Here is a 19249-nt window from a genome sequence, read left to right on the forward strand (position 1 = left end):
CGAGGTGTGTGCAGATGATGGCACAGCCGCGCGGGCTGTCTCCAATCGGCCCCTACCGTACTCGGTCCGGGGACCGCTGGGCAAAGGCGTTGTGCGGGAGGGCGCGAGGGCGCAACGAACCGCGCATATGGGCGTTAGTCGGAAGAGAGGGGTGGCTGCCCCTCGGTCCGTTCCCCTGCCGTACTGACGCCCGAACCGGGAGTGCCCATGCGCCGTCGCCGCCGCCGTCACCTCACCAGCACCACCACCCTCACCGCCGCCACCGCGCTCGCCGCGCTCGGCATGCTGGCGGAGGCGCTGTCCGCCCCGGCCGCGCTCGCGCGCGGCGGGGCCGACGAGCTGACCTTCACCGTCACGGACAGCGGGGGCAACGCGACGGACGGTACGTACACCGTGCGGTGCCGGCCCGCGGGCGGGGACCACCCCGAACCCGAACGCGCGTGCGCGGCGCTCGACGAGGCGAGCAGGGGCGGACGGGATCCGTTCGCGCCGGTGCCGCACTCCGAGCGATGCACGATGATCTACGGCGGTCCCGCGACGGCCCACGTCACCGGCGTCTGGCGCGGCCGTTCCGTGGACGCGCGCTTCAAGAGGAGCAACGGCTGCGAGATCGAGCGCTGGGACGCCCTCGTTCCCGCGCTCCCCAGGGCTTCCTAGCCGTACGTACGGCCGCGCGCCCCGTACGCCCGTACGTCACGTCCGTACCTCACACCCGTACCTCGCATCCGCTCCGTTCCGTATTCGTTCCGCATCCGTCAGAACTCATCCGTACTCGTTCGCACTCGTTCCTACTCGTCCGTACGAGGCCGTGGCGGCGGGCTTCGAGGAGGGGGCTTTCTCCCCGCCCCGGTTCACGTTCCTCCCCCACATCCGCCGCCGCGCGCACAACCGCTGCCCGTAGACTCCCCCTAGTGGCACGCCCGGGGCGAGCGGCAGACTGACTGCCGTGATCTGACCGACCGGCCCCCGACGGGCGGACAGTCACGCGCACCGTGGGGTCAGCAGGGAGGAAGAGTCGCCGTGAGCAGCAGGCCATCCCGAGGCGCTGCTCGCCTCGCCGCCATACTCGACGCGCTGCCCGATGCGCTGCTCCTGGTCAACTGCAACGGCACGGTGGTGAACGCGAACGCCATCGCGCTCGAAGCCTTCGAGACCCCGGGCACGGCGCTCGTCGGGCGCGGGCTGCTCGACCTGCTGCCGGAGTTCGACTCCAAGCGGATCCCGGGTTCGATGCGGCGGCCGGACGAGATGGCCGCGCAGGCGCAGGGGCGTACGAAGCCGACGCGCATGGTCGCGCGGCGCACGGACGGCACCGAGTTCCCGGTCGAGGTGACCAGCGCCAACCTGGAGGACGGGCGGACGCCGTACGCCTCCGCGTTCGAGGCCGCGTTCGCCGACCACGGCGGGGGCCCCGGGTACACGGGGGACGAGCTGCTGATGCTCGTCGTCCGCGACCTCACCGGGACGCTCGACACCGAGGCGGAGCTGGGGCGCCAGCAGCGGCAGACGGAGATGATCCTGCGCGCCGCCTCCGAGGGCGTCGTCGGTGTCGACGCCGAGGGCCGCGTCGTGCTCGTCAACCCGGCGGCCGCGCAGATACTGGGCTACCGCGCCAGCGACCTCGGCGGCCAGCCGCTCCACCCCCTCGTCCACCACTCGCGCCCGGACGGCACGCCCCTCGCGTACGAGGAGACGCCGCTCGCCGACACGCTGCGCTCCGGGCGCAAGCACCGGGTGCGGGCCGGGCAGGTGCTGTGGACGAAGGACGGCACCGCGGTGTCCGTGGACATGACGACGGCCCCGGTGCGCGACGGGGAGCAACTGGTCGGCGCGGTGCTGGCCTTCACCGACCGCCGCCCGTACGAGACCGTGGTCGCCCGGCACCGGCAGCTCCGGGCCCTGCTCGGCGAGGCGCTGCGCGGGCCGCTGGAGCAGTTGCGCGGCGACCTGTCCGGGCTCGCCGCCGACCCGGCGGGTCAGCTCTGGCCCGAGGCCAACCAGGTGCTGCACCACCTCGCCGCCGGATACGCCCGGATGACGACCCTGGTGGACAACGTGCTGGGCTTCCAGCGCCTGGACGCCGGGCAGGACAAGCTCGCGACCGAGCTGGTCGCGCTCGACGGCGTGGTGTCGGCGGGCGTCGAGGGCGCGGTCGAGCTGATCGGTCCGGGACGGGCGCAGTTCGCGGTGCACGCGCCGCCGATAGAGGCCGAGGTCGACCCGGAGCGGATGGCGACGGCGCTGGCGCACCTGATCGCCGACGTCGCGGGCGTCGACGCCACGGGCCAGTCGGCGGTCGCCCCGCCGCCCGGCGTGGACCCCACGATCGTGGTGGCGGCGGCCCAGCGCGGCGATGTCGTACGGATCGAGGTGCGCGGCCCGCACAGCGGCGGCAGCCCCGTCCACGAGCCGATCGTCCGCGGCATCGTGCGGCGCCACGGCGGCGTGCTCCAGACCCACGAGGTGCCGGGGGCCGCCGGGGGCAGCGCGTACGTACTGGAGGTGCCCGTCGCTTCCACGGGCGGTACGGGTGGTACGTCCGGTACGGGCGGTACGGGCGCCGGTCACGCCACGAACGGGCGGGGGAAGGCGACCGGCGAGACGACGGTCATGCCCGTCCCCGCCGAACCGGCGCGCGGCACGGAGCAGGCGCCGGGGTCCGCGCCGGGGCCGGCCGCCCCGATGATCCCGGCACAGCCCGCGCAGGAGCAGCCGCAGGAGCAGCCGCAAGGCTCCCCGGTGCCGGAGGCGCAGGGTCAGATTCCGGGTCCGGTTCCGGGTCCGGAGACCGGTGGCGGCGGCGTCGAGGCCGTACCGCGGCCGACCGGGCGGCGCCGCGGGCGCCCGAGCCCCGCCGAGGAGCAGCACGAGCAGGCGGCGGCGCTGGAGCAGGCCGCGACGCGCGGCGGCGCCATCGCGCTGCCCCCGGGCGGGAGCCCGGGCGGGAGCGAGGGCGCGAACGCGCCCGTGCCCGCGCAGGGTTCGGGACGGCGCGCCCGCCGCGCCCTCGCCGACCCCACCGAGAACCAGAGCCGTCAGCCGATGCCGCTCCCCGCGGGCGCGAGTACGGGCGAGGCCACGGGCGACACGCCGGGGCACGCGATTCCCGCCCAGGGGCACGCGCAGCAGCAGCCGGAGGAGACCCAGCAGGCTCAGCAGGCCCAGGCCCTCCAGGTGCAGCCCGGTACGGGCCGGCGCGCACGTGGCCGTGCCGTCGAGACGGCCCAGGCCGAGGGCGTGTCCGGCGTCCAGGAGACCGACCCCGGCGCCGCCGGGCAGAGCATCGGCGAGGGCGAGCAGCTCGCGCCCGGAACGGCCGGGGCACCCGAAGCGCCCGGAAGCGCGTTGGAGGTGCCCGCGAGCGGCGGGCGCCGCGCGCGGCGTATCGCGGCGGCGCAGGCGCGTGCGCGGGCGCAGGCGGAGGCGCAGCAGGGCCCGCAGCACGCCCCGTTCGCGCTGCCGCCCGCTCCCACCAGCGCGGACGACGCCGAGGGGGCGGCCGTGGCCGTCCCCACCGAGCCCGCCCCGCCCGCCGCCCCCGTCGAGCCCACCGCCGACCAGGCCGCGTTGCCCGCGCAGGCCGATGAGGCCGCGCAGGAGGCCGCGCCGCAGGCCGTCGAGCACACGGTCGTCGCGGCGAGCCCCATCCTGGGCGGCGGTCCGTTCCCGCAGCAGCCCTCGTCGCAGCCGCAGGGCCTGCCCATGCCCGAGCGGACCGCGCCGCCCTCGTACGGGGACGACCAGGGCCCGCGCGTACGTACCCTCGGGCAGGGGATGCCGTTCAGCCAGCGCGTCGCCGAGCAGGCGGCGCAGCAGTGGCACGGCCAGGCGCCCTCCGCGCCCTCACCGGCGCCCGCCATACCGTCCACGCCCTCCACGCCCCTCCCCGCGCCCGGTTCGGGCCGTCGGCGGAAGCTGGGGACCCCGCAGGAGAAGAGCGAGGGCGACAACGGGACCGCTCCGGCCCCCCAGGCCGGGCCCGGACCCATGCCGATGCCCCACGAGCAGCAGCAGGGCGGCGGGCTGCCGACCTCGCCGCGCGAGTTCAGCATCGGCTCCATCGGCACGCCCGGCGGTTCCGTGACCGAGGGGCCCGAGCCCCTGGACGGGCCCGACAGTCCGGTCGAGATGACCGACGGGCGCGGCCTGTCGCTGCCGCCCCAGGCGGTCGACGACGAACTGCCGCCCGAGCCGCTCGACAACCCGCGTCGGCTGCTCGTCTGGCCGGAGCCGGACGTCTCCACGCAGCAGGCCCTGTCCGACCGCGGCTACCGCCCCGTGCTGGTGCACTCGCGTGAGGAGGTGGACGCGCAGATCGCGGCGTATCCGGCCGCGCTGTTCGTCGACCCGCTGACGGGCCCGATCACCAGGACGGCGCTCCAGTCGCTCCGTACGGCCGCGGTGGCGGCCGAGGTGCCGGTGCTGGTCACGGCGGGGCTCGGGCAGGCGACGCGCGAGGCGGCGTACGGCGCGGACCCGGCCGTGCTGCTCAAGGCGCTGGCCCCGCGCGACAGCGAGCAGCATCCGCCGCGGGTGCTGCTGGTGGAGGAGCACGAGGCCATCGCGGGCGCGTTCGCGGCGACGCTGGAGCGGCGCGGGATGCAGGTCGCGCACGCCCCGACGGACTCGGACGCGGTGAACGTCGCCGCGCAGGTCCGGCCGAACCTGGTCGTGATGGACCTGATGCAGGTGCGCCGCCGCCGCGCCGGGATCATCGACTGGCTGCGCGTGAACGGGCTGCTGAACCGCACGCCCTTCGTCGTCTACACCTCGGCCGACATGGACCCGGCCGAGCTGCCCCGGCTCGCTTCGGGCGAGACGGTGCTCTTCCTCGCGGAGAGGTCGACGAACACGGAGGTGCAGTCCCGGATCGTCGACCTCCTCACGAAGATCGGCGCGAGCTGACGGCCGTACGGGCTCAGTCGTCGAGGCGGGTGACGTCCAGCTCCCCGTCGGCGTACTGCTTGCGCAGTACCTTCTTGTCGAACTTGCCGACGCTCGTCTTCGGCACGGACCCGACCGTCGTCCAGCGCTCGGGGAGCTGCCAGCGGGCGAGGTCCTTGCCCAGGTGGGTGCGCAGCTCGTCGTAGGGGACTGCGGATTCGTCCTCGTGGAAGACGACGGCGGCGAGCGGGCGTTCGCCCCACTTCTCGTCCGGTACGGCCACCACGGCGGCCTCGGCGACCGCGTCGTGCGCCATCAGGGCGTTCTCCAGCTCGACCGAGGAGATCCACTCGCCGCCGGACTTGATGACGTCCTTGGCGCGGTCGGTGATCGTGAGATAGCCGTCCGGGGAGATGCTGCCGACGTCACCGGTCCGCAGCCAGCCGTCCGGGCTGAACTTGTCGTCGGGGCGGATCGGCTCGCCGTCGGCACCGCCGTAGTAGGCACCGGCGATCCAGGGGCCGCGCACCTCCAGTTCGCCCGTGGAGGAGCCGTCCCAGGGCGCGAACGTGCCGTCGGGCGCCGCGAGCCGCGCCTCGACGCCGGCCGGGAAGCGGCCCTGGGTGACGCGGTACGCGAACTCCTCCTCGGCGCTCACGCCGCCCGGGGGCATCGCGACGCTGCCCAGCGGGGAGGTCTCCGTCATGCCCCAGGCGTGGCACAGGGTCACGCCGTGCCGCTCCTCGAAGGCGGACATCAGAGAGGGCGGGCAGGCCGCGCCGCCGATGGTCACGCGCTTCATGGAGGACACGTCGCGCGGGCGCGCGTCCAGCTCTGCCAGCAGCCCCTGCCAGATGGTGGGCACGGCGGCGGCGTGCGTGGGGCGTTCGGTGGCGATCATCTCGGCGAGGGGCGCGGGCTGGAGGAAGCGGTCCGGCATCAGCAGGTTCACGCCCGTCATCAGCGCCGCGTGGGGGAGGCCCCAGGCGTTCACATGGAACATGGGGACGACGGGGAGGGACGTGTCCGCGTCCGTCAGCGCCATCGACTGGGTCATGTTGACCTGCATGGAGTGCAGGTAGATCGAACGGTGCGAGTAGACGACGCCCTTGGGGTCGCCCGTCGTGCCGGAGGTGTAGCACATGGCCGCGGCGGAACGCTCGTCCAGCTCGGGCCAGTCATAGGCGTCGGGACGGCCCGCGAGCAGGTCCTCATAGGCGTGCACGCGCGCCGGGTGGCCCTCCAGGGCCGAGTCCAGGGCCGAGGTGTCGCCCGGGCCGACGACGACGATGTGCTCGACCGTCTCCAGCCGGGGCATCAGGGGCGCCAGCAGCGGGATCAGGGAGCCGTTGACGAGGACGACGCGGTCGGCCGCGTGGTTGACGATCCAGGCGAGCTGGTCGGCGGGCAGCCGGAGGTTGAGGGTGTGCAGGACGGCGCCCATGGCGGGCACCGCGAAGTACGCCTCCACGTGCTCGCTGTTGTTCCACATCAGGGTCGCGACACGGTCCTCCTCGCGCACCCCCAGTTCGTCGCGCAGCGCGTGGGCGAGCCTGGCCACGCGTTCACCGGTCTCGGCGAACGTCTGGCGGTGCGGCGCGCCGTCGCCCGTCCATGTCGTGATCCGCGATCCGCCGTGCACGCGCGTGCCGTGGCGCAGAATGCGCGCGATGGTCAGCGGTACGTCCTGCATCGTGCTCAGCACCGGGGCCTCCCCAGGTTTCCGGTTGCCTGTGCCTACGCGTGAGTAGGCGCGGGTTTTCGCGGAAGCCTGCCACCGACCGGGCGGTATGTCACGGGGTCGCGCACAGGAGCAAGGGGCGGCGAGAGTGCCGTACGCGGCGGCGGGAAGACGCCGTACGCTGCGGCGCCGCGATCTGTCAGGCCGCGGCGCGCGCCTCCACGGTCCCCCCTGCCGTTCCCCCGTCCGTGGCCGCTCCGAGGACGTCGGAGGCGAGCTGCGCGTCCTCGCGCAGCTTGGCCAGCGCGCGGGAGACCGCGCTCTTCACGGTGCCGACCGAGACCCCCAGCACCTCGGCCGTCTGCACCTCGCTGAGGTCCTCGTAGTAGCGCAGCACGACCATGGCGCGCTGCCGCGCGGGCAGCTTCAGCACGGCCCGCCACATCGCGTCCCGTACCGCCTGCTGTTCGGCGGGGTCGGGCGCGGGCAGCGGGTCGGGCTCCGGCAGCTCGTCGACGGCGAACTCGTCCACCTTGCGCCTGCGCCACTGCGAGGTGCGGGTGTTCACGAGCGCCCGGCGCACGTAGCCGTCGAGGGCGCGGTGGTCCTCGATGCGCTCCCAGGCGAGGTAGGTCTTGGTCAGCGCGGTCTGCAGCAGGTCCTCGGCGTCGCACGGGTTGGCGGTCAGCGAGCGGGCGGTGCGCAGCAGCACCGGCCCGCGCGCCTGCACGTACGACGCGAACGTCAGCGGTGTTCCCCCCGAGCCTGGGGGCACGGGAGGACGACCCGCGTGCTTCGTCTCTGTGGTCCTGACCCTCTCGGTGAGAACGGGCCGGACTGTCCCAGGCGTGGTCATGGCTCAACGCTAGAAGTCGAGGGGGGTGCCACGGATCGCCCGGAGGTCCCGATGAGACGTCCGCCCTAGGGCGTAGGGGTGGTGCTGCCTACACCTCCTGAAGGTGGAGACCGTCCACCGAGGGGATCAGGGACGCCCTCAGGGTCTCATCCCATCACCGCGACGGGCGCGTCCACCAGATTCTGGTCGATGTGGAGCGTGCGTCCACCGTACGTCCGCTTCACGTTCCCCGTGAACTGGTGGATACGGCGGTGCGGCTGCCAGGCCTGGGGGTGCATACGGTGCTCGGCCCCCGTGGAGGCGGGCACCCTCCAGCGGGCGAACCACATGGCCGTCGGCAGCCCCCTGCTGCCCGCGGCGCGTGCCCTCTCCATGTGGGAGATCCCGGAGTCCGCACTGCTGTAGAAGCCGGGGATGTACCGCTGCTGGCGTACGGCCGCGTTCCAGCCCTGGACGAACCGCAGGGTCGTCGCCGCGCAGCGGGACTGCTTGTGCCGGTATGCCTCCATGTCGAGGTAGATCGTGGTGCGGGGGACCATCCCGAGGGCGCGTGCCCGCTGCACCGCGTCCAGGCCCTCGCGCTGCCCGCGCGTGTAGGGCGCGCTGTGGCTCATGGCGAACTTGCGCTTGTGCTTCGCGATGACGCAGGGCGCCTGCGAGCCGACGTACAGGGGGAGCATCTTCCAGCCCATCCGGTGCACACCACGCGTCCAGGAGGGGGTGAGGTTCTTCTGGTCCGGGCAGCCGCGCCCCCGCCCTCCGATGTAGACGCCGACGGCGCCGTACGGGGAGGACTTCCGCCAGGCACGCATCGTGGCGTACGAGGGGGCCTGGCAGGCGTCGAAGGCGTAGCCCTTGAAGGTCTCGGCACCGAAGCGGCGGGGGTCGCCCTGGATGAGCGAGGGAGGCCCCGCGGCGGCCTCACCGGTCCGTTCACCGGGGGCCGTGCCGGCGCCGGTGCTCGCAGGCGCGTCGCCGTTCGTGCTCGCGTCCGCGTTCGCGTTCGCGGGCAGGGAGCCGCCCGTCAGGAGGGAGGCGAAGGCCGCGAGGAACACGACCACATGTCGCATAGTGTGACTTTTCTGGCGCATGGGGCGAGTGAAGCGAGCCCGCGCCCCGCGCGCAGGTCACCACGCCCGCCGCCGCCCCGGATTCAGCCGTCTGAGCCATCCGACGCGAGGACCAGCCCCGAGGTGGGCACACCCGTTCCCGCCGTCACGAGGACCCGCTCGGCTCCCCGCACCTGGTTGACCGACGTCCCGCGGAGCTGGCGCACGGCCTCGGCGATGCCGTTCATCCCGTGCAGATACGCCTCGCCGAGCTGTCCCCCGTGCGTGTTGAGCGGCAGCGTCTCCTCCGCCACGAAAGGGCCGCCCTCGCCGCGCCCGCAGAAGCCGAACTCCTCCAGTTGCGCCAGCACGAACGGCGTGAAGTGGTCGTACAGGATCGCCACGTCCACGTCCGAGGGGCCGCACCGGGCCGTGCGCCAGAGCTGGCGGGCGACCACACCCATCTCGGGCAGCCCGGTCAGGTCGTCCCGGTAGAAGCTCGTCATCTGCTCCTGCCCGCGCCCCGCGCCCTGCGCCGCCGCCGCGACGACCGCGGGCGGGTGCCGCAGGTCCCGGGCGCGCTCGGGGGTCGTGACGACGAGCGCCTGACCGCCGTCCGTCTCCTGGCAGCAGTCCAGCAGCCGCAGCGGCTCGACGATCCAGCGCGAGGCGGCGTGCTCGGCGAGGGTGAGGGGCTTGCCGTGGAAATACGCGGCCGGGTTGGCCGCCGCGTACTTGCGGTCCACCACCGCGACATGGCCGAAGACCTCCGGCGTCAGCCCGTAGACGTGCAGATAGCGGCGGGCCGCCATCGCCACCCACGACGCGGGCGTGAGCAGCCCGAAGGGCAGCGCCCAGCCGAGCGCGGCGCCCTCGGCGGTCGGCTCGCGGTGCTGGACGCCCGCGCCGAAGCGGCGGCCCGAACGCTCGTTGAAGGCGCGGTAGCACACGACGACCTCCGCGACGCCCGACGCGACCGCCATCGCCGCCTGCTGGACGGTGGCGCAGGCGGCGCCCCCGCCGTAGTGCACCCGCGAGAAGAAGGACAGCTCGCCGATCCCCGCCGCCTGCGCGACGGTGATCTCGGGGCTCGTGTCCATCGTGAAGGTGACCATGCCGTCGACGTCGGCGGGGGCGAGCCCCGCGTCGTCCAGTGCCGCGCGGACGGCCTCGACGGCGAGCCTCAGCTCGCTGCGCCCGGAGTCCTTGGAGAACTCGGTCGCGCCGATGCCCGCGACGGCCGCCCGTCCGCCCAGCTCGTCACGGTGCCGGACGCTCATCGCACGGCCTCCTCGGACGCCGGGAGGGCCGTCGCCCCGGCCGGGACGACCGTGACCCTGGCCGTGACGTGACTGCCCAGGCCGTTCGTGCCCGTGACGGCCAGCTCGACGGCCCCGTCGTCCGCGAGGGCGGTGACCCGGCCGCGCAGGGTGAGCGTGTCGCCGGGGTAGTTCGGTACACCCAGCCGTACGGCGACGCGGCGCAGCACGGCGTCCGCGCCGGCCCATTCGGCGACGTAGCGGCCCACGAGCCCGTTGGTCGTCAGGATGTTCATGAAGATGTCCGGGGAGCCCTTCTCCCTGGCGGCCTCCGCGTCGTGGTGCACGTCCTGGTGGTCGCGCGAGGCGAGGGCGCCGGAGACGATCAGAGTGCGGGTCACGGGGATCTCCAGCGGCGGCAGCTCCTCGCCCACGGCCGCCCTCGTCCCCGTCCCTGTCGCCGCCCCCTCTGCCTCCGTCCCCGTCTCCTCTGCCTCTGCCTCTGTCCCTGTCCCCTCTGGCCCTGCCCTCGTCATACGTCCTCCCGCCATTCGGTGTCGTTGCCGGGGTCGGCGAGCACGTCGCCCAGTTCGGCCAGCAGCCGGCCCGGGGCGCCCAGGTGGGCGTCGAGCTGGCGCCCCCAGAGGAAGTGCCGGTGCACGGGGTGGGTGAGGTCGGCGCCGATGCCCCCGTGCAGGTGCTGGCCCGCGTGCACGACGCGCCGCCCCGCCTCGGAGGCCCACCAGGCGGCCGTCAGCGCGTGCGTACGGAACGGGAGTCCCTGGTCGTGCCGCCAGGCCGCCTCGTGGACGGTCACTCGGATCGCCTCGGTGTCCATATGGGCCTCGGCAGCGCGGAGCTGTACCGCCTGCCGGGTGGCGAGAGGGCGGCCGAACTGCTCGCGCCGGGTCGTATGTTCCACCGCCCGGGCCACCGACCCGGCGCACACGCCCACTTGGAGCGCGGCGAAGGCCGTACGGGCGCGGGCGAGCGTCGGCCCGTACGCGCCCTCGCGCAGGGGCTCGCCGACGGCGCCGTCCAGTTCGAGGCGTCCGCACGACCAAGGGGCGGTGGTTTCGACGGGGGCGACGGTGGCCTCCGCACGCGCCGTCTCGACGAGATGGCACCGACCGGTACCGTCTGCCACCAGGACGTGCGTGGCGTCCCGCAGCCAGGGGACGACGGGAACGGTCCCGGACAGCCGCGTTTCCTCGCTCCCTACGGACGCCGAAAGGGCCGCACCGTTCCCTGGTGTTCCTGGTGTTCCTGGTGTTCCTGGTGTTCCTGGTGTTCCTGGTGTTCCTGGTGTTCCCGGTGTTCCCGGCCCTCCCGGGAGCGGAAGGGCGCCCGTCACCACCGCCGTACCGTCGCGCAGGGACGGCAGCAGACGGGCGCGCTGTTCGTCCGTACCGTGCGCGGCGACCGTCAGCACGCCGAACGCGCAGGCCGCCGCGAGCGGCACCTGCGCCGTGGTGCGGCCCTGCTCCTCCAGGACGAGCGCGAGGCCCAGCAGCCCGGTCTCCTCGACGGCCTCGGGAAGTCCGGCCGCACACAGGGTCTTCCACAGCGCGCGGTCGGTCTCCGTGCGCTCCGTCCGGAGCGCGGATAGCCGCTCGGGCGTGGACTGGTCGGCGAAGATACGCGCGGCGAGCCCGCGCGCCGCCTCCTGCTCCTCGGTGGGCGTGAAGTCCATCAGTCCCCCTCGACGGCCCGGAAGACGGGCAGTTCCAGCTCGTCGTCCACGCGCAGGAACTCCAGCTCGACCGGCATCCCAACGCGCACCCGGTCGTGCGGGACGCCCGTGATGTTGCTGATCACCCGCACGCCCTCGGCGAGTTCGACCAGCGCGACCGCGTACGGCACGTCGAAGGCGGGGAAGGGCGGATGGTGCATCACCACGTACGAGTAGACGGTGCCGCGTCCCGAGGCCTCCACCTCCGACCAGGCGTCCGAGCCGCACGCGTTGCAGCCGGGCAGCCAGGGGAAGCGGAGGGTCTCGCAGGAGTCGCAGCGCTGGACGAGCAGCCGGTGCCGGGCGACGCCCTCCCAGAAGCCCGCGTTGTCGCGGTTGACGACGGGGCGGGGGCGGGGAGGCCTCGTCCTCGTGCCCGCCGGGCGGTACTTGAGGATCCGGAACCGGTGCGTCCCGACGAGCGCGCCGTCCCCGCTCCTGCGGACGTCCATCCGGGTCGTCACGAAGTAGCCCGTGCCGAGCTTGGTGGTCTTGCGCGGGGAGACGGATTCGATCACCGAGTCATAGGTGACCCCGTCGCCCGGCCGCAGCGGGAGGGCGTACTCCTGCTCGCTGTCGGTGGCCACGACCGAGGTGCAGCCCGCCTCGTCAAGGGCGCCGAGGAGTTCGTCGTACGCGGACGCGCGCGCGGCACGGCCGCGGTCGAGGCCGGGCATCGTCCAGACCTGGAGCATCGTGGCGGGGGCCGAGCCGTCGGGTGGCGCGGGGTGGCCCATGGCCTCGCACCAGTGCCGGATCATGGGCGCGTTGACCGGATCCCGCCCCCGTGCCCCCTGAGCCGCGGGCTGCCCCTCGTACGCCCTGAGCTTCTCGTGGAGCGCGTCGGCGGCTCCGGCCGGGCCTCCGCCTCCGTCACCGCCTCCGTCGCCGCCGTCACCCCCGCCCCCGCCTCCGTCCGGTTCGCCCTTCGGGACCGCTTCGCTCACCGTTTCGTCCTCCGCATCCCCAGCCGGGTGGTCGCGACGATCTCGCGCTGGACCTCGCTCACTCCGCCGCCGAAGGTGTTGATCTGCGCGGCGCGGTTCATCCGTTCCAGCTCGCCGTCCCCGAAGGCGCCGGGCGCGCCCGCGCGCAGCAGGCCCTGCTCGCCGAGGACCTCCTGGCAGAGCGCGTAGACGGCGACGGTGCTCTCCGTGCCCGCGAACTTCACCCCGCTCGCGTCCCCGGGGGCGAGGGAGCCCGCGCCCACGTCCCCGACGAGGCGCCAGTTGAGCAGCCGGGTCGCGGCCAGGCGCGCGTACGCCTCCGCGAGGCGCCCCCGCGCCCAGGGCTGTTCGAGGGCACCGGACGCGCGTACGGCGTCCAGGACCTCGGTGAAGTGGTCGCCCGCCTGCATGCCGAGCGCGGCGAGGGCGACGCGCTCGTGGTTGAGCTGGTTGGTGATCAGGTCCCAGCCCGCGTTCTCCTCGCCGACCAGATGCGCGGCGGGCACGCGGACGCCGTCGTAGTACGTCGCGGTGGTGGTGAGCCCGCCGACGGTCTCGATGGGCGTCCAGGAGAATCCCGGCGCGTCGGTCGGCACGAGGAGGATCGAGATGCCACGGTGCTTGGGCGCCTCGGGCGCGGTCCGGCACGCGAGCCAGATCCAGTCCGCGTGCTGGGCGTTGCTGGTGAAGCTCTTCGCGCCGTCGATCCGCCAGCGCCACCCCACGCCACCGCCCGTACCCGCGCCCCCACCCGGGGCCGTGCGCGACGGCGTGCCCGACGGCATGACCGCGCCCTCGCCGTCGAGAGGTTCCCGCACCGCGCGAGTACGCAGGGACGCGAGGTCCGTTCCGGCCTCCGGCTCGGTGTAGCCGATCGCGAAGACCGTCTCGCCGCTGAGGATGCCGGGGAGGAACCGCTCCTTCTGCTCCGCGGTGCCGTACCGCATCAGCGTCGGCCCCACGGTGTTCAGGGTGACCATCGAGACCGGGGCGCCCGCGCGGTACGCCTCGTCGAAGAACACGAACTGCTCGTCCGGGCCGCGCCCCTGACCGCCGTACTCGACGGGCCAGCCCAGCCCGAGCCAGCCGTCGGTGCCGATGCGGCGCAGCAGCCGGCGCTGCTCGTCGGGGGCGAGGGCGCCGGGGGTGCGGGCGCCCGGGGGCATGACCGCGCGGAAGTAGGCGCGCAGCTCGGCGCGGAGCGCACGCTGGCGCTCGGTCGGTGCGAGACGCATTTCCTGACTGTCCGTCAGATTCCGAACGCCTGTCAAGGCACGGGAGCGACCCCGCGCACGGACAAGCGGCCGACTCCGCACGGATACGGAGGTGCCCGCGCACGCAAAAGCAGCCGCGCGTCCGCACCAGGTGCGGACGCGCGGCCTCAGCCCATCCCCATGAACGCCCGGCTCCTAAGGAGCCGTCAGTCGAACCCGTCGGTCTCAGTCGATGTTGCTGAAGACCACGGTGTAGGTGACCGTGTTGTTCGTGGTCTCGTTCGACTGGTCGACCACGGCACCGTTGCCGTTGACGGTCGCGTTGTTGGCGTTGTTGGTGTTGTTGCCCTTGCCCTCGGCGTTCTGCGCCTGAACGCTGGAGCTCGACTGCGAGTTCGAGGCAGAGCCGTCGTCCGCAAAGGAGCCGTTGTCAGCGTGCGCCACGCCGCCGAGGACAGCGAAGGCCAGCGGGACGGAAGCGGCCGCTGCGATGACGCGGGCGGTGCGGATGCTTGCCATGTTCATTCCTCCAGGAAGTAAGTGCTGTGTTGCGCAAGGCAGTTGGCCGTACTGCCTCGGTGTCGCTACGACGTCGCGGATCCAGAGTTGCCCACCGAATCCCCGGCGAACCACCCCGACCGGTGCGATTCGCTCGCAAGCATGACGACGTGTCGATAAACCTCCTACACGCCCGCGATCCCCCCACAGCACCCGTTTCACCACAGGCATCGCCCTTGCCCCGCAAGCGGTAAAGCGTTCCTGCATCTTTTCGGCCAAATTCACGTGCACGGCCGGTACGGGCCAATCCACCCCTCCCGGCCACTTTTCGACCCCGAACCCGCGTACGAAGCTGGCGTCATGAGCATCGCCGCTCTCGATCACGCGCTGGCCGCCGCCAGCCGCGGACTGCCCGTGCTGCCGCTCTCCCGCACCAAGCTTCCGGCCGTACGTTCGCCTCACCGCGCACGCGAGACCGCAAGCGCCCCTCCAGGCTCCCCCGCACCCCCCGCACCCCCCGCAGCCCCGGCGCCGCCCGAGGAACCGGTGTGCCAGGGCGAGTGCGGGCTGCCCGGGCACGGGGTCCACGACGCCACGACCGACCCCGACGCCATCCGTGCCCTCTTCGCCGCCGCCCCCTGGGCCACCGGCTACGGCATCGCCTGCGGCCGCTCCCCGCTCCATCTCGTCGGCCTCGACCTCGACGTGAAGAACGGGACCGACTCGCTCGCCGCGCTGGAACGCCTCGGGGCGGAGCACGGGTTCACCATCCCCGAGACGACGACCGTGCTCACGCCGAGCGGCGGGCGGCACCTGTGGCTGCGCGGCCCCGGCGACGTCACGATCCCCAACTCCGCGGGACGCCTGGCCCCCGGCATCGACGTCCGCGGCCTCGGCGGCTATCTCGTCGGCCCCGGCTCGGTGACCGTACGCGGCACGTACCGCCTCGCCCCCGGCTCCCGGACGCGCGCGCCCGCCGCCGTGCCCACCCGGCTGCTCCCCCTGCTGCTGCCCCCGCCGCCGGTGCCGGCGCCGCGGCCGTATCCGCACCCGTACGCGCGGGAAGACGAGGACGGCCGGGCGCGCGGCGGCACGGCGCTCGTCCACTTCGTACGCGGCGCCCGCGTCGGCCAGCGCAACGCCCGCCTCTTCTGGGCGGCCTGCCGCGCGTACGAGACGGGGCACGGCCCTGAGCTGGCGGACGCGCTGGTCGAGGCCGCCGTCGCGACGGGGCTGCCCGCGCGGGAGGCCCGCGCGACGCTCCTCTCGGCGTCCCACCGCGCGGCCCGGCTCAGCCCCCGCTCGGGCTGACCCCGTCCGGATCCACGTTCCAGGTCTCCGGCAGGTCCATGCCGCAGAAGACGCAGACGAAGTCGCCCTCGCGCACGATGGCCCGTTCCCGGCAGCGAGGACAGCGGCGGAAGACCACCTCGTACGTGAATCCGTTCGGCCGTCCGAGCCCGGCGCGGTCCAGGGCCTCGGCGACCGCGTGCCACGAACTCACGTCCGGGCAGTACCCGGTCGACTGGTTGCTGACCTCGTCCACCGTCCAGCGCCCCGCCTCGCGCGCGAACGCGATCTCCCCCGCGCCCCGCACCGGCCCGCCGTCCGCGCACGCCACGTGCTCGCTGCGGCGCGGGGCCAGCCGCAGCACCCCGTCCACGCCGACCACGAACGTGAACGACTCGGCCAGCTCGGCGTCCGTACGCTCGCCCGCCCAGGCGTCGAAGTCGGCCGGCGAGCCGATGCGGCGTCCGCCGCCGCCCTGGCCGGGCCGGACGGCGGCGCGCAGCAGTTCGGGCGGGCCCACGTACCGGTAGCTCCGTACCGCGCGCTCATCCCCCTCGTCCTTCTCGTGCCTCTCTTCCGTCATCCGGGAAAAGCTAGCCCGCCTTCGGGGGCTGCCAGTGGGGATCGCGGCCGCCGAGGCCCACGACCTGGTCCAGCAGAGGCGCGTCGGCGGCGACGGGTACGGGCGTCCCGAACAGCCCGGCGCCCTCCCCGCCCTCCGCACCGTCCTCCCCACCTTTCTCGCCGCCGTCTTCCGCGCCCTCCTGCGGGGAGAGCAGGCCGCGGACCGCGTGCAGGCTCGCCTCGTCGGGGGCGAAGTCCTGGCCCGTCGCGCGCGCGAGGTCCCAGCCGTGCAGCACCAGCTCGTCCAGGGCGATCAGCCCGGCGATCTCGCCGGGGAGGTCCACGCCGCCGGCCCGCGTCATGCCCGTCCACGCGTCCGGGGCGCGCCACGCCTCGGCGAGCGCGTCCAGCTCGCGCGGCAGCCGTTCGCGCCAGTCCGCTTCGAGCGGCCGGATGCCGCGCTCGTCCGGGCTGGTGTCCGTCGTCTCCCCGAGATCCTTGCGGGCCGCGTCACGGAACGCGACCGACAGATCGCTCACGTGCCGGAGCAGATGGCGCACCGCGTACTCCTCGCACGGCGTCGGCCCGTCCAGCGCCCCGTCCCGCACCCCGCGTACGAGGACGGCCATCGCGCCCGCCGCAGGTCCCAGGTCCACGGCCGGTACGGCCTGGGCGCCCTCCGCTCGCGTCGTCTCGCTCATGTCCCCACGCCTCCGATTCCGGTCCACGGGCCCTTCTCCCGTACTGACCGCATGGGCGTACGAAACTCATCGGTCGCCGGAGGCGGCTTCGGGCAGCGATCGCCGCAGATAGTCCGCCGTGTGCGAGTCCCCCTCGCGCGCCATCCGCTCCGGCGTCCCGGCGAAGACGATCCGCCCGCCGTGCCTGCCCGCCTCGGGGCCGATGTCGATGATCCAGTCCGCGCGCTTGACCACGTCGAGGTCGTGCTCGACGACGACCACCGTGCTGCCGCCGTCGACCAGCCGGTCGAGCAGCGCGAGCAGGGTGTCGATGTCGGCCATGTGCAGCCCGGTGGTGGGCTCGTCGAACACGTACACGCCGCCGCCGTGCGGGGCGTTCCTGCCGCCGTCCCTCAGGTGGTTCGCGAGCTTGATGCGCTGCCGTTCGCCGCCGGACAGCAGGGAGAGGGGGCGGCCGAGGGTGAGATAGCCGAGGCCGACGTCGTTCAGGGGTACGAGTCCGCGGCGGATGGCCGGATCCGTGCCCAGCGGCCCGTTCTCCACGACCGTCAGGGCCTCCTCGACGGTCAGCTCCAGCAGCTCCGCGACATCGAGCCCGCCGACGCGCAGTTCCAGCACCTCCGCGCGGTACCGGCGCCCCTCGCACACCTCGCACACGGTCGTCACCGGGTCCAGGAAGGCCATGTCCATGGTGATGACGCCCCGCCCCTGGCACGCGGGGCACCCGCCCGTGGAGTTGAAGCTGAACAGCCCCGGATCGACGCCGTGCTCCCGGGCGTACGCCCGCCGCACCGGGTCCCAGATCCGGGTGTACGAGGCCGGGGTCGAGCGCGGCGAGATCCCGACGGCCGACTGGTCGAGGACGATCGCCTCCGGGTACGCCTCGGCGAACACCCCCGACACGAGCGTGCTCTTGCCCGAGCCCGCCACCCCCGTGACCGCCGTGAGCACCCCGGCCGGGATGCCCACGGTGACGTCCCGCAGGTTGTGCCGCGTCGCGTTCCGTACGGGCAGCGTCCCCTTCGGCGTACGGACCTCCGCGTCCGACTTGAGCGGGGGCAGCGCGCGGTAGCGGCGTCCGGTCCCGCTGTCACCGGCGGCCAGCTCGGCGACCGTACCGGCGAACACGACGTCCCCTCCGTGCGCCCCCGCGCCCGGGCCCATGTCGATGACGTGGTCGGCGACGGCGATGACGTCCCGGTCGTGCTCGACGATCAGCACGGTGTTGCCCTTGTCTCGCAGGGCGAGCAGGAGTTCGGTGAGCCGGTCCACGTCGCGGGCGTGCAGCCCGACGCTGGGCTCGTCGAAGACGTACGTCATGCCCGTGAGGCTGCTGCCCAGGTGGCGCACGGTCTTGAGGCGCTGGCCCTCGCCCCCGGACAGCGTCCTGGTGGGCCGGTCCAGGGTGAGGTAGCCCAGCCCGACCGACTCGACGCGGCGCAGCGCGGTGAGCGCGGCGGCGAGCACGGGCCGGGCGGAGTCGGGAAGCACGAGCCCTTCCAGCACGCGGATCAACTCGCCGATCTCCAGGGCGCACAGCTCGGCGATGTTCGGCCCTTCCGGGCCTCCCAGGCGCGAGGCGAGGGCACGCTCATTGAGCCGCGCGCCCCCGCAACGGGCGCACACCTGCTCGGAGACGACGCGCTCGGCCTGCTCCCGCTCGCGGTCGTTCAACGATTCCAGCCCGGGCTTGAGGAAGCGGCGCGTGAAGCGCGGCACGATCCCCTCGAAGTCGTTGACGGCCACGGAACCGTCCCGGTGCGGCCGCCGGGTCCGGAACCCCTCGCCGTACAGCAGCAGTTGCCGCTCCTCGGCCGTGTAAGCGCGCAGCGGCTTGTCCGGGTCGAACACGAGCGGGCCCGCGGGCGCGTCCAGCGGTTCGCCCCTCCCGTAGCGGCTGATCTCGGCGTACCGCTTCCAGTAGTTGGTGCCGACGGCGAACGAGGGATGCTGGATCGCCCCCTCGTTCAGCGAGCGGTCCTCGTCCAGCAGCTTCTCCAGGTCGAGCTGGAGCATCCGCCCGAGGCCCTCGCAGTCCGGGCACATCCCCTGCGGATCGTTGAACGTGTAGACGTGGGAGAGCCCGGCGGCGGGCTGCCCGTACCGCGAGAACAGCACCCGCAGCACCGGGTTGACCTCCGTCATCGTCCCCACGGTCGAACGGGAGCCGCCCCCGACGGGCTTCTGGTCCACGATGATCGCCGGGGCCAGGTTCTCCATGAAGTCGAACTTCGGCCGCTCGTACTGCGGCATCCGGTTCCGTACGAACAGGGGGTACACCTCGTTCAACTGCCGCTGCGACTCCACCGCGAGGGTCCCGAACACCAGCGACGACTTCCCCGACCCCGACACCCCGGTCACGACCGTCATCCGCCCCACGGGGATCCGCACCGTGATCCCCTTCAGATTGTTCTCCCGCGCCCCACTGACCACGATGTACTCACCCGGCACCCGTCGCTCCCCTCTCTCACTGCGCACGGGCTCCACTTTTCCCGGAAATCCAGACACCAACTGTCGAGTTTTCCCATGACCACACACGGTCACACCGCCGCGCGCTCAGAAGGGCCCCGCAGC

The 19249-nt window shown here is 73.7% G+C and carries 15 protein-coding genes; 3 read left to right on the top strand and 12 right to left on the bottom strand.

What is annotated here, in order from left to right:
* Positions 1–207 precede the first annotated feature (207 nt).
* Together ABD343_RS04110 and ABD343_RS04115 are read left to right on the top strand one after the other, a co-directional pair.
* Positions 208–657 (top strand): SSI family serine proteinase inhibitor, encoded by a 450-nt coding sequence (locus tag ABD343_RS04110; protein ID WP_344524004.1) that lies wholly within the window; start codon positions 208–210, stop codon positions 655–657.
* Positions 658–1020: 363 nt separating this feature from the next.
* Positions 1021–4905 (top strand): response regulator, encoded by a 3885-nt coding sequence (locus ABD343_RS04115; protein WP_344524006.1) that lies wholly within the window; start codon positions 1021–1023, stop codon positions 4903–4905.
* Positions 4906–4918: 13 nt separating this feature from the next.
* Here the strand turns inward: ABD343_RS04115 and ABD343_RS04120 are convergent, their stop codons facing one another.
* The 9 genes from ABD343_RS04120 to ABD343_RS04160 all read right to left on the bottom strand — a co-directional run bounded on the left by ABD343_RS04120 (position 4919) and on the right by ABD343_RS04160 (position 14141).
* Positions 4919–6589, bottom strand: coding sequence for a long-chain fatty acid--CoA ligase (locus ABD343_RS04120; RefSeq protein WP_344524008.1), 1671 nt, complete (start codon positions 6587–6589; stop codon positions 4919–4921).
* 175 nt (positions 6590–6764) lie between these two features.
* A complete protein-coding gene (locus ABD343_RS04125; RefSeq protein WP_425578089.1) occupies positions 6765–7421 on the bottom strand; it encodes a SigE family RNA polymerase sigma factor in 657 nt (218 codons plus the stop codon).
* A gap of 146 nt (positions 7422–7567) precedes the next feature.
* Complete coding sequence (locus ABD343_RS04130; RefSeq protein ID WP_344524012.1) at positions 7568–8491, bottom strand: DUF1906 domain-containing protein; 924 nt, start codon at positions 8489–8491, stop codon at positions 7568–7570.
* Positions 8492–8574: 83 nt separating this feature from the next.
* Positions 8575–9750, bottom strand: coding sequence for a lipid-transfer protein (locus ABD343_RS04135; RefSeq protein ID WP_344524014.1), 1176 nt, complete (start codon positions 9748–9750; stop codon positions 8575–8577).
* On the bottom strand, positions 9747–10163 hold the full coding sequence (locus ABD343_RS04140) for a MaoC family dehydratase (protein WP_344524016.1): 417 nt from the start codon (positions 10161–10163) through the stop codon (positions 9747–9749). The genes ABD343_RS04135 and ABD343_RS04140 overlap by 4 nt, the downstream gene beginning before the upstream one ends.
* A gap of 98 nt (positions 10164–10261) precedes the next feature.
* Positions 10262–11422 (bottom strand): acyl-CoA dehydrogenase family protein, encoded by a 1161-nt coding sequence (locus ABD343_RS04145; protein ID WP_344524018.1) that lies wholly within the window; start codon positions 11420–11422, stop codon positions 10262–10264.
* Positions 11422–12408, bottom strand: coding sequence for a Zn-ribbon domain-containing OB-fold protein (locus ABD343_RS04150; RefSeq protein WP_344524020.1), 987 nt, complete (start codon positions 12406–12408; stop codon positions 11422–11424). Before ABD343_RS04150 ends, ABD343_RS04145 begins: the two co-directional genes overlap by 1 nt.
* Complete coding sequence (locus ABD343_RS04155) at positions 12405–13643, bottom strand: acyl-CoA dehydrogenase family protein (protein ID WP_344524022.1); 1239 nt, start codon at positions 13641–13643, stop codon at positions 12405–12407. Before ABD343_RS04155 ends, ABD343_RS04150 begins: the two co-directional genes overlap by 4 nt.
* Before the next feature lie 204 nt (positions 13644–13847).
* Entirely contained in the window at positions 13848–14141 is a 294-nt protein-coding gene (locus ABD343_RS04160) for a hypothetical protein (protein WP_344524024.1), read from the bottom strand.
* Positions 14142–14480: 339 nt separating this feature from the next.
* Here ABD343_RS04160 and ABD343_RS04165 point away from each other — a divergent pair, with 339 nt between their 5' ends.
* The gene (locus ABD343_RS04165; RefSeq protein WP_344524026.1) at positions 14481–15431 is read left to right on the top strand and encodes a bifunctional DNA primase/polymerase; all 951 of its coding nucleotides are present in this window, start codon (positions 14481–14483) and stop codon (positions 15429–15431) included.
* Here the strand turns inward: ABD343_RS04165 and ABD343_RS04170 are convergent.
* From ABD343_RS04170 to ABD343_RS04180, 3 genes are all read right to left on the bottom strand, one after another.
* Positions 15412–15993 (bottom strand): hypothetical protein, encoded by a 582-nt coding sequence (locus ABD343_RS04170; protein WP_344524028.1) that lies wholly within the window; start codon positions 15991–15993, stop codon positions 15412–15414. The two genes, ABD343_RS04165 and ABD343_RS04170, sit on opposite strands and share 20 nt — an antisense overlap.
* A 10-nt stretch (positions 15994–16003) precedes the next feature.
* Positions 16004–16675 (bottom strand): TIGR03086 family metal-binding protein, encoded by a 672-nt coding sequence (locus ABD343_RS04175; RefSeq protein ID WP_344524030.1) that lies wholly within the window; start codon positions 16673–16675, stop codon positions 16004–16006.
* 66 nt (positions 16676–16741) lie between these two features.
* Positions 16742–19153: an excinuclease ABC subunit UvrA gene (locus ABD343_RS04180; RefSeq protein ID WP_344524032.1), complete on the bottom strand. Its 2412-nt coding sequence runs from the start codon at positions 19151–19153 to the stop codon at positions 16742–16744.
* Positions 19154–19249 lie beyond the last annotated feature (96 nt).

Source organism: Streptomyces albiaxialis (genome assembly GCF_039530985.1).
In the GTDB taxonomy this organism is placed as follows: Bacteria; Actinomycetota; Actinomycetes; order Streptomycetales; family Streptomycetaceae; genus Streptomyces; species Streptomyces albiaxialis.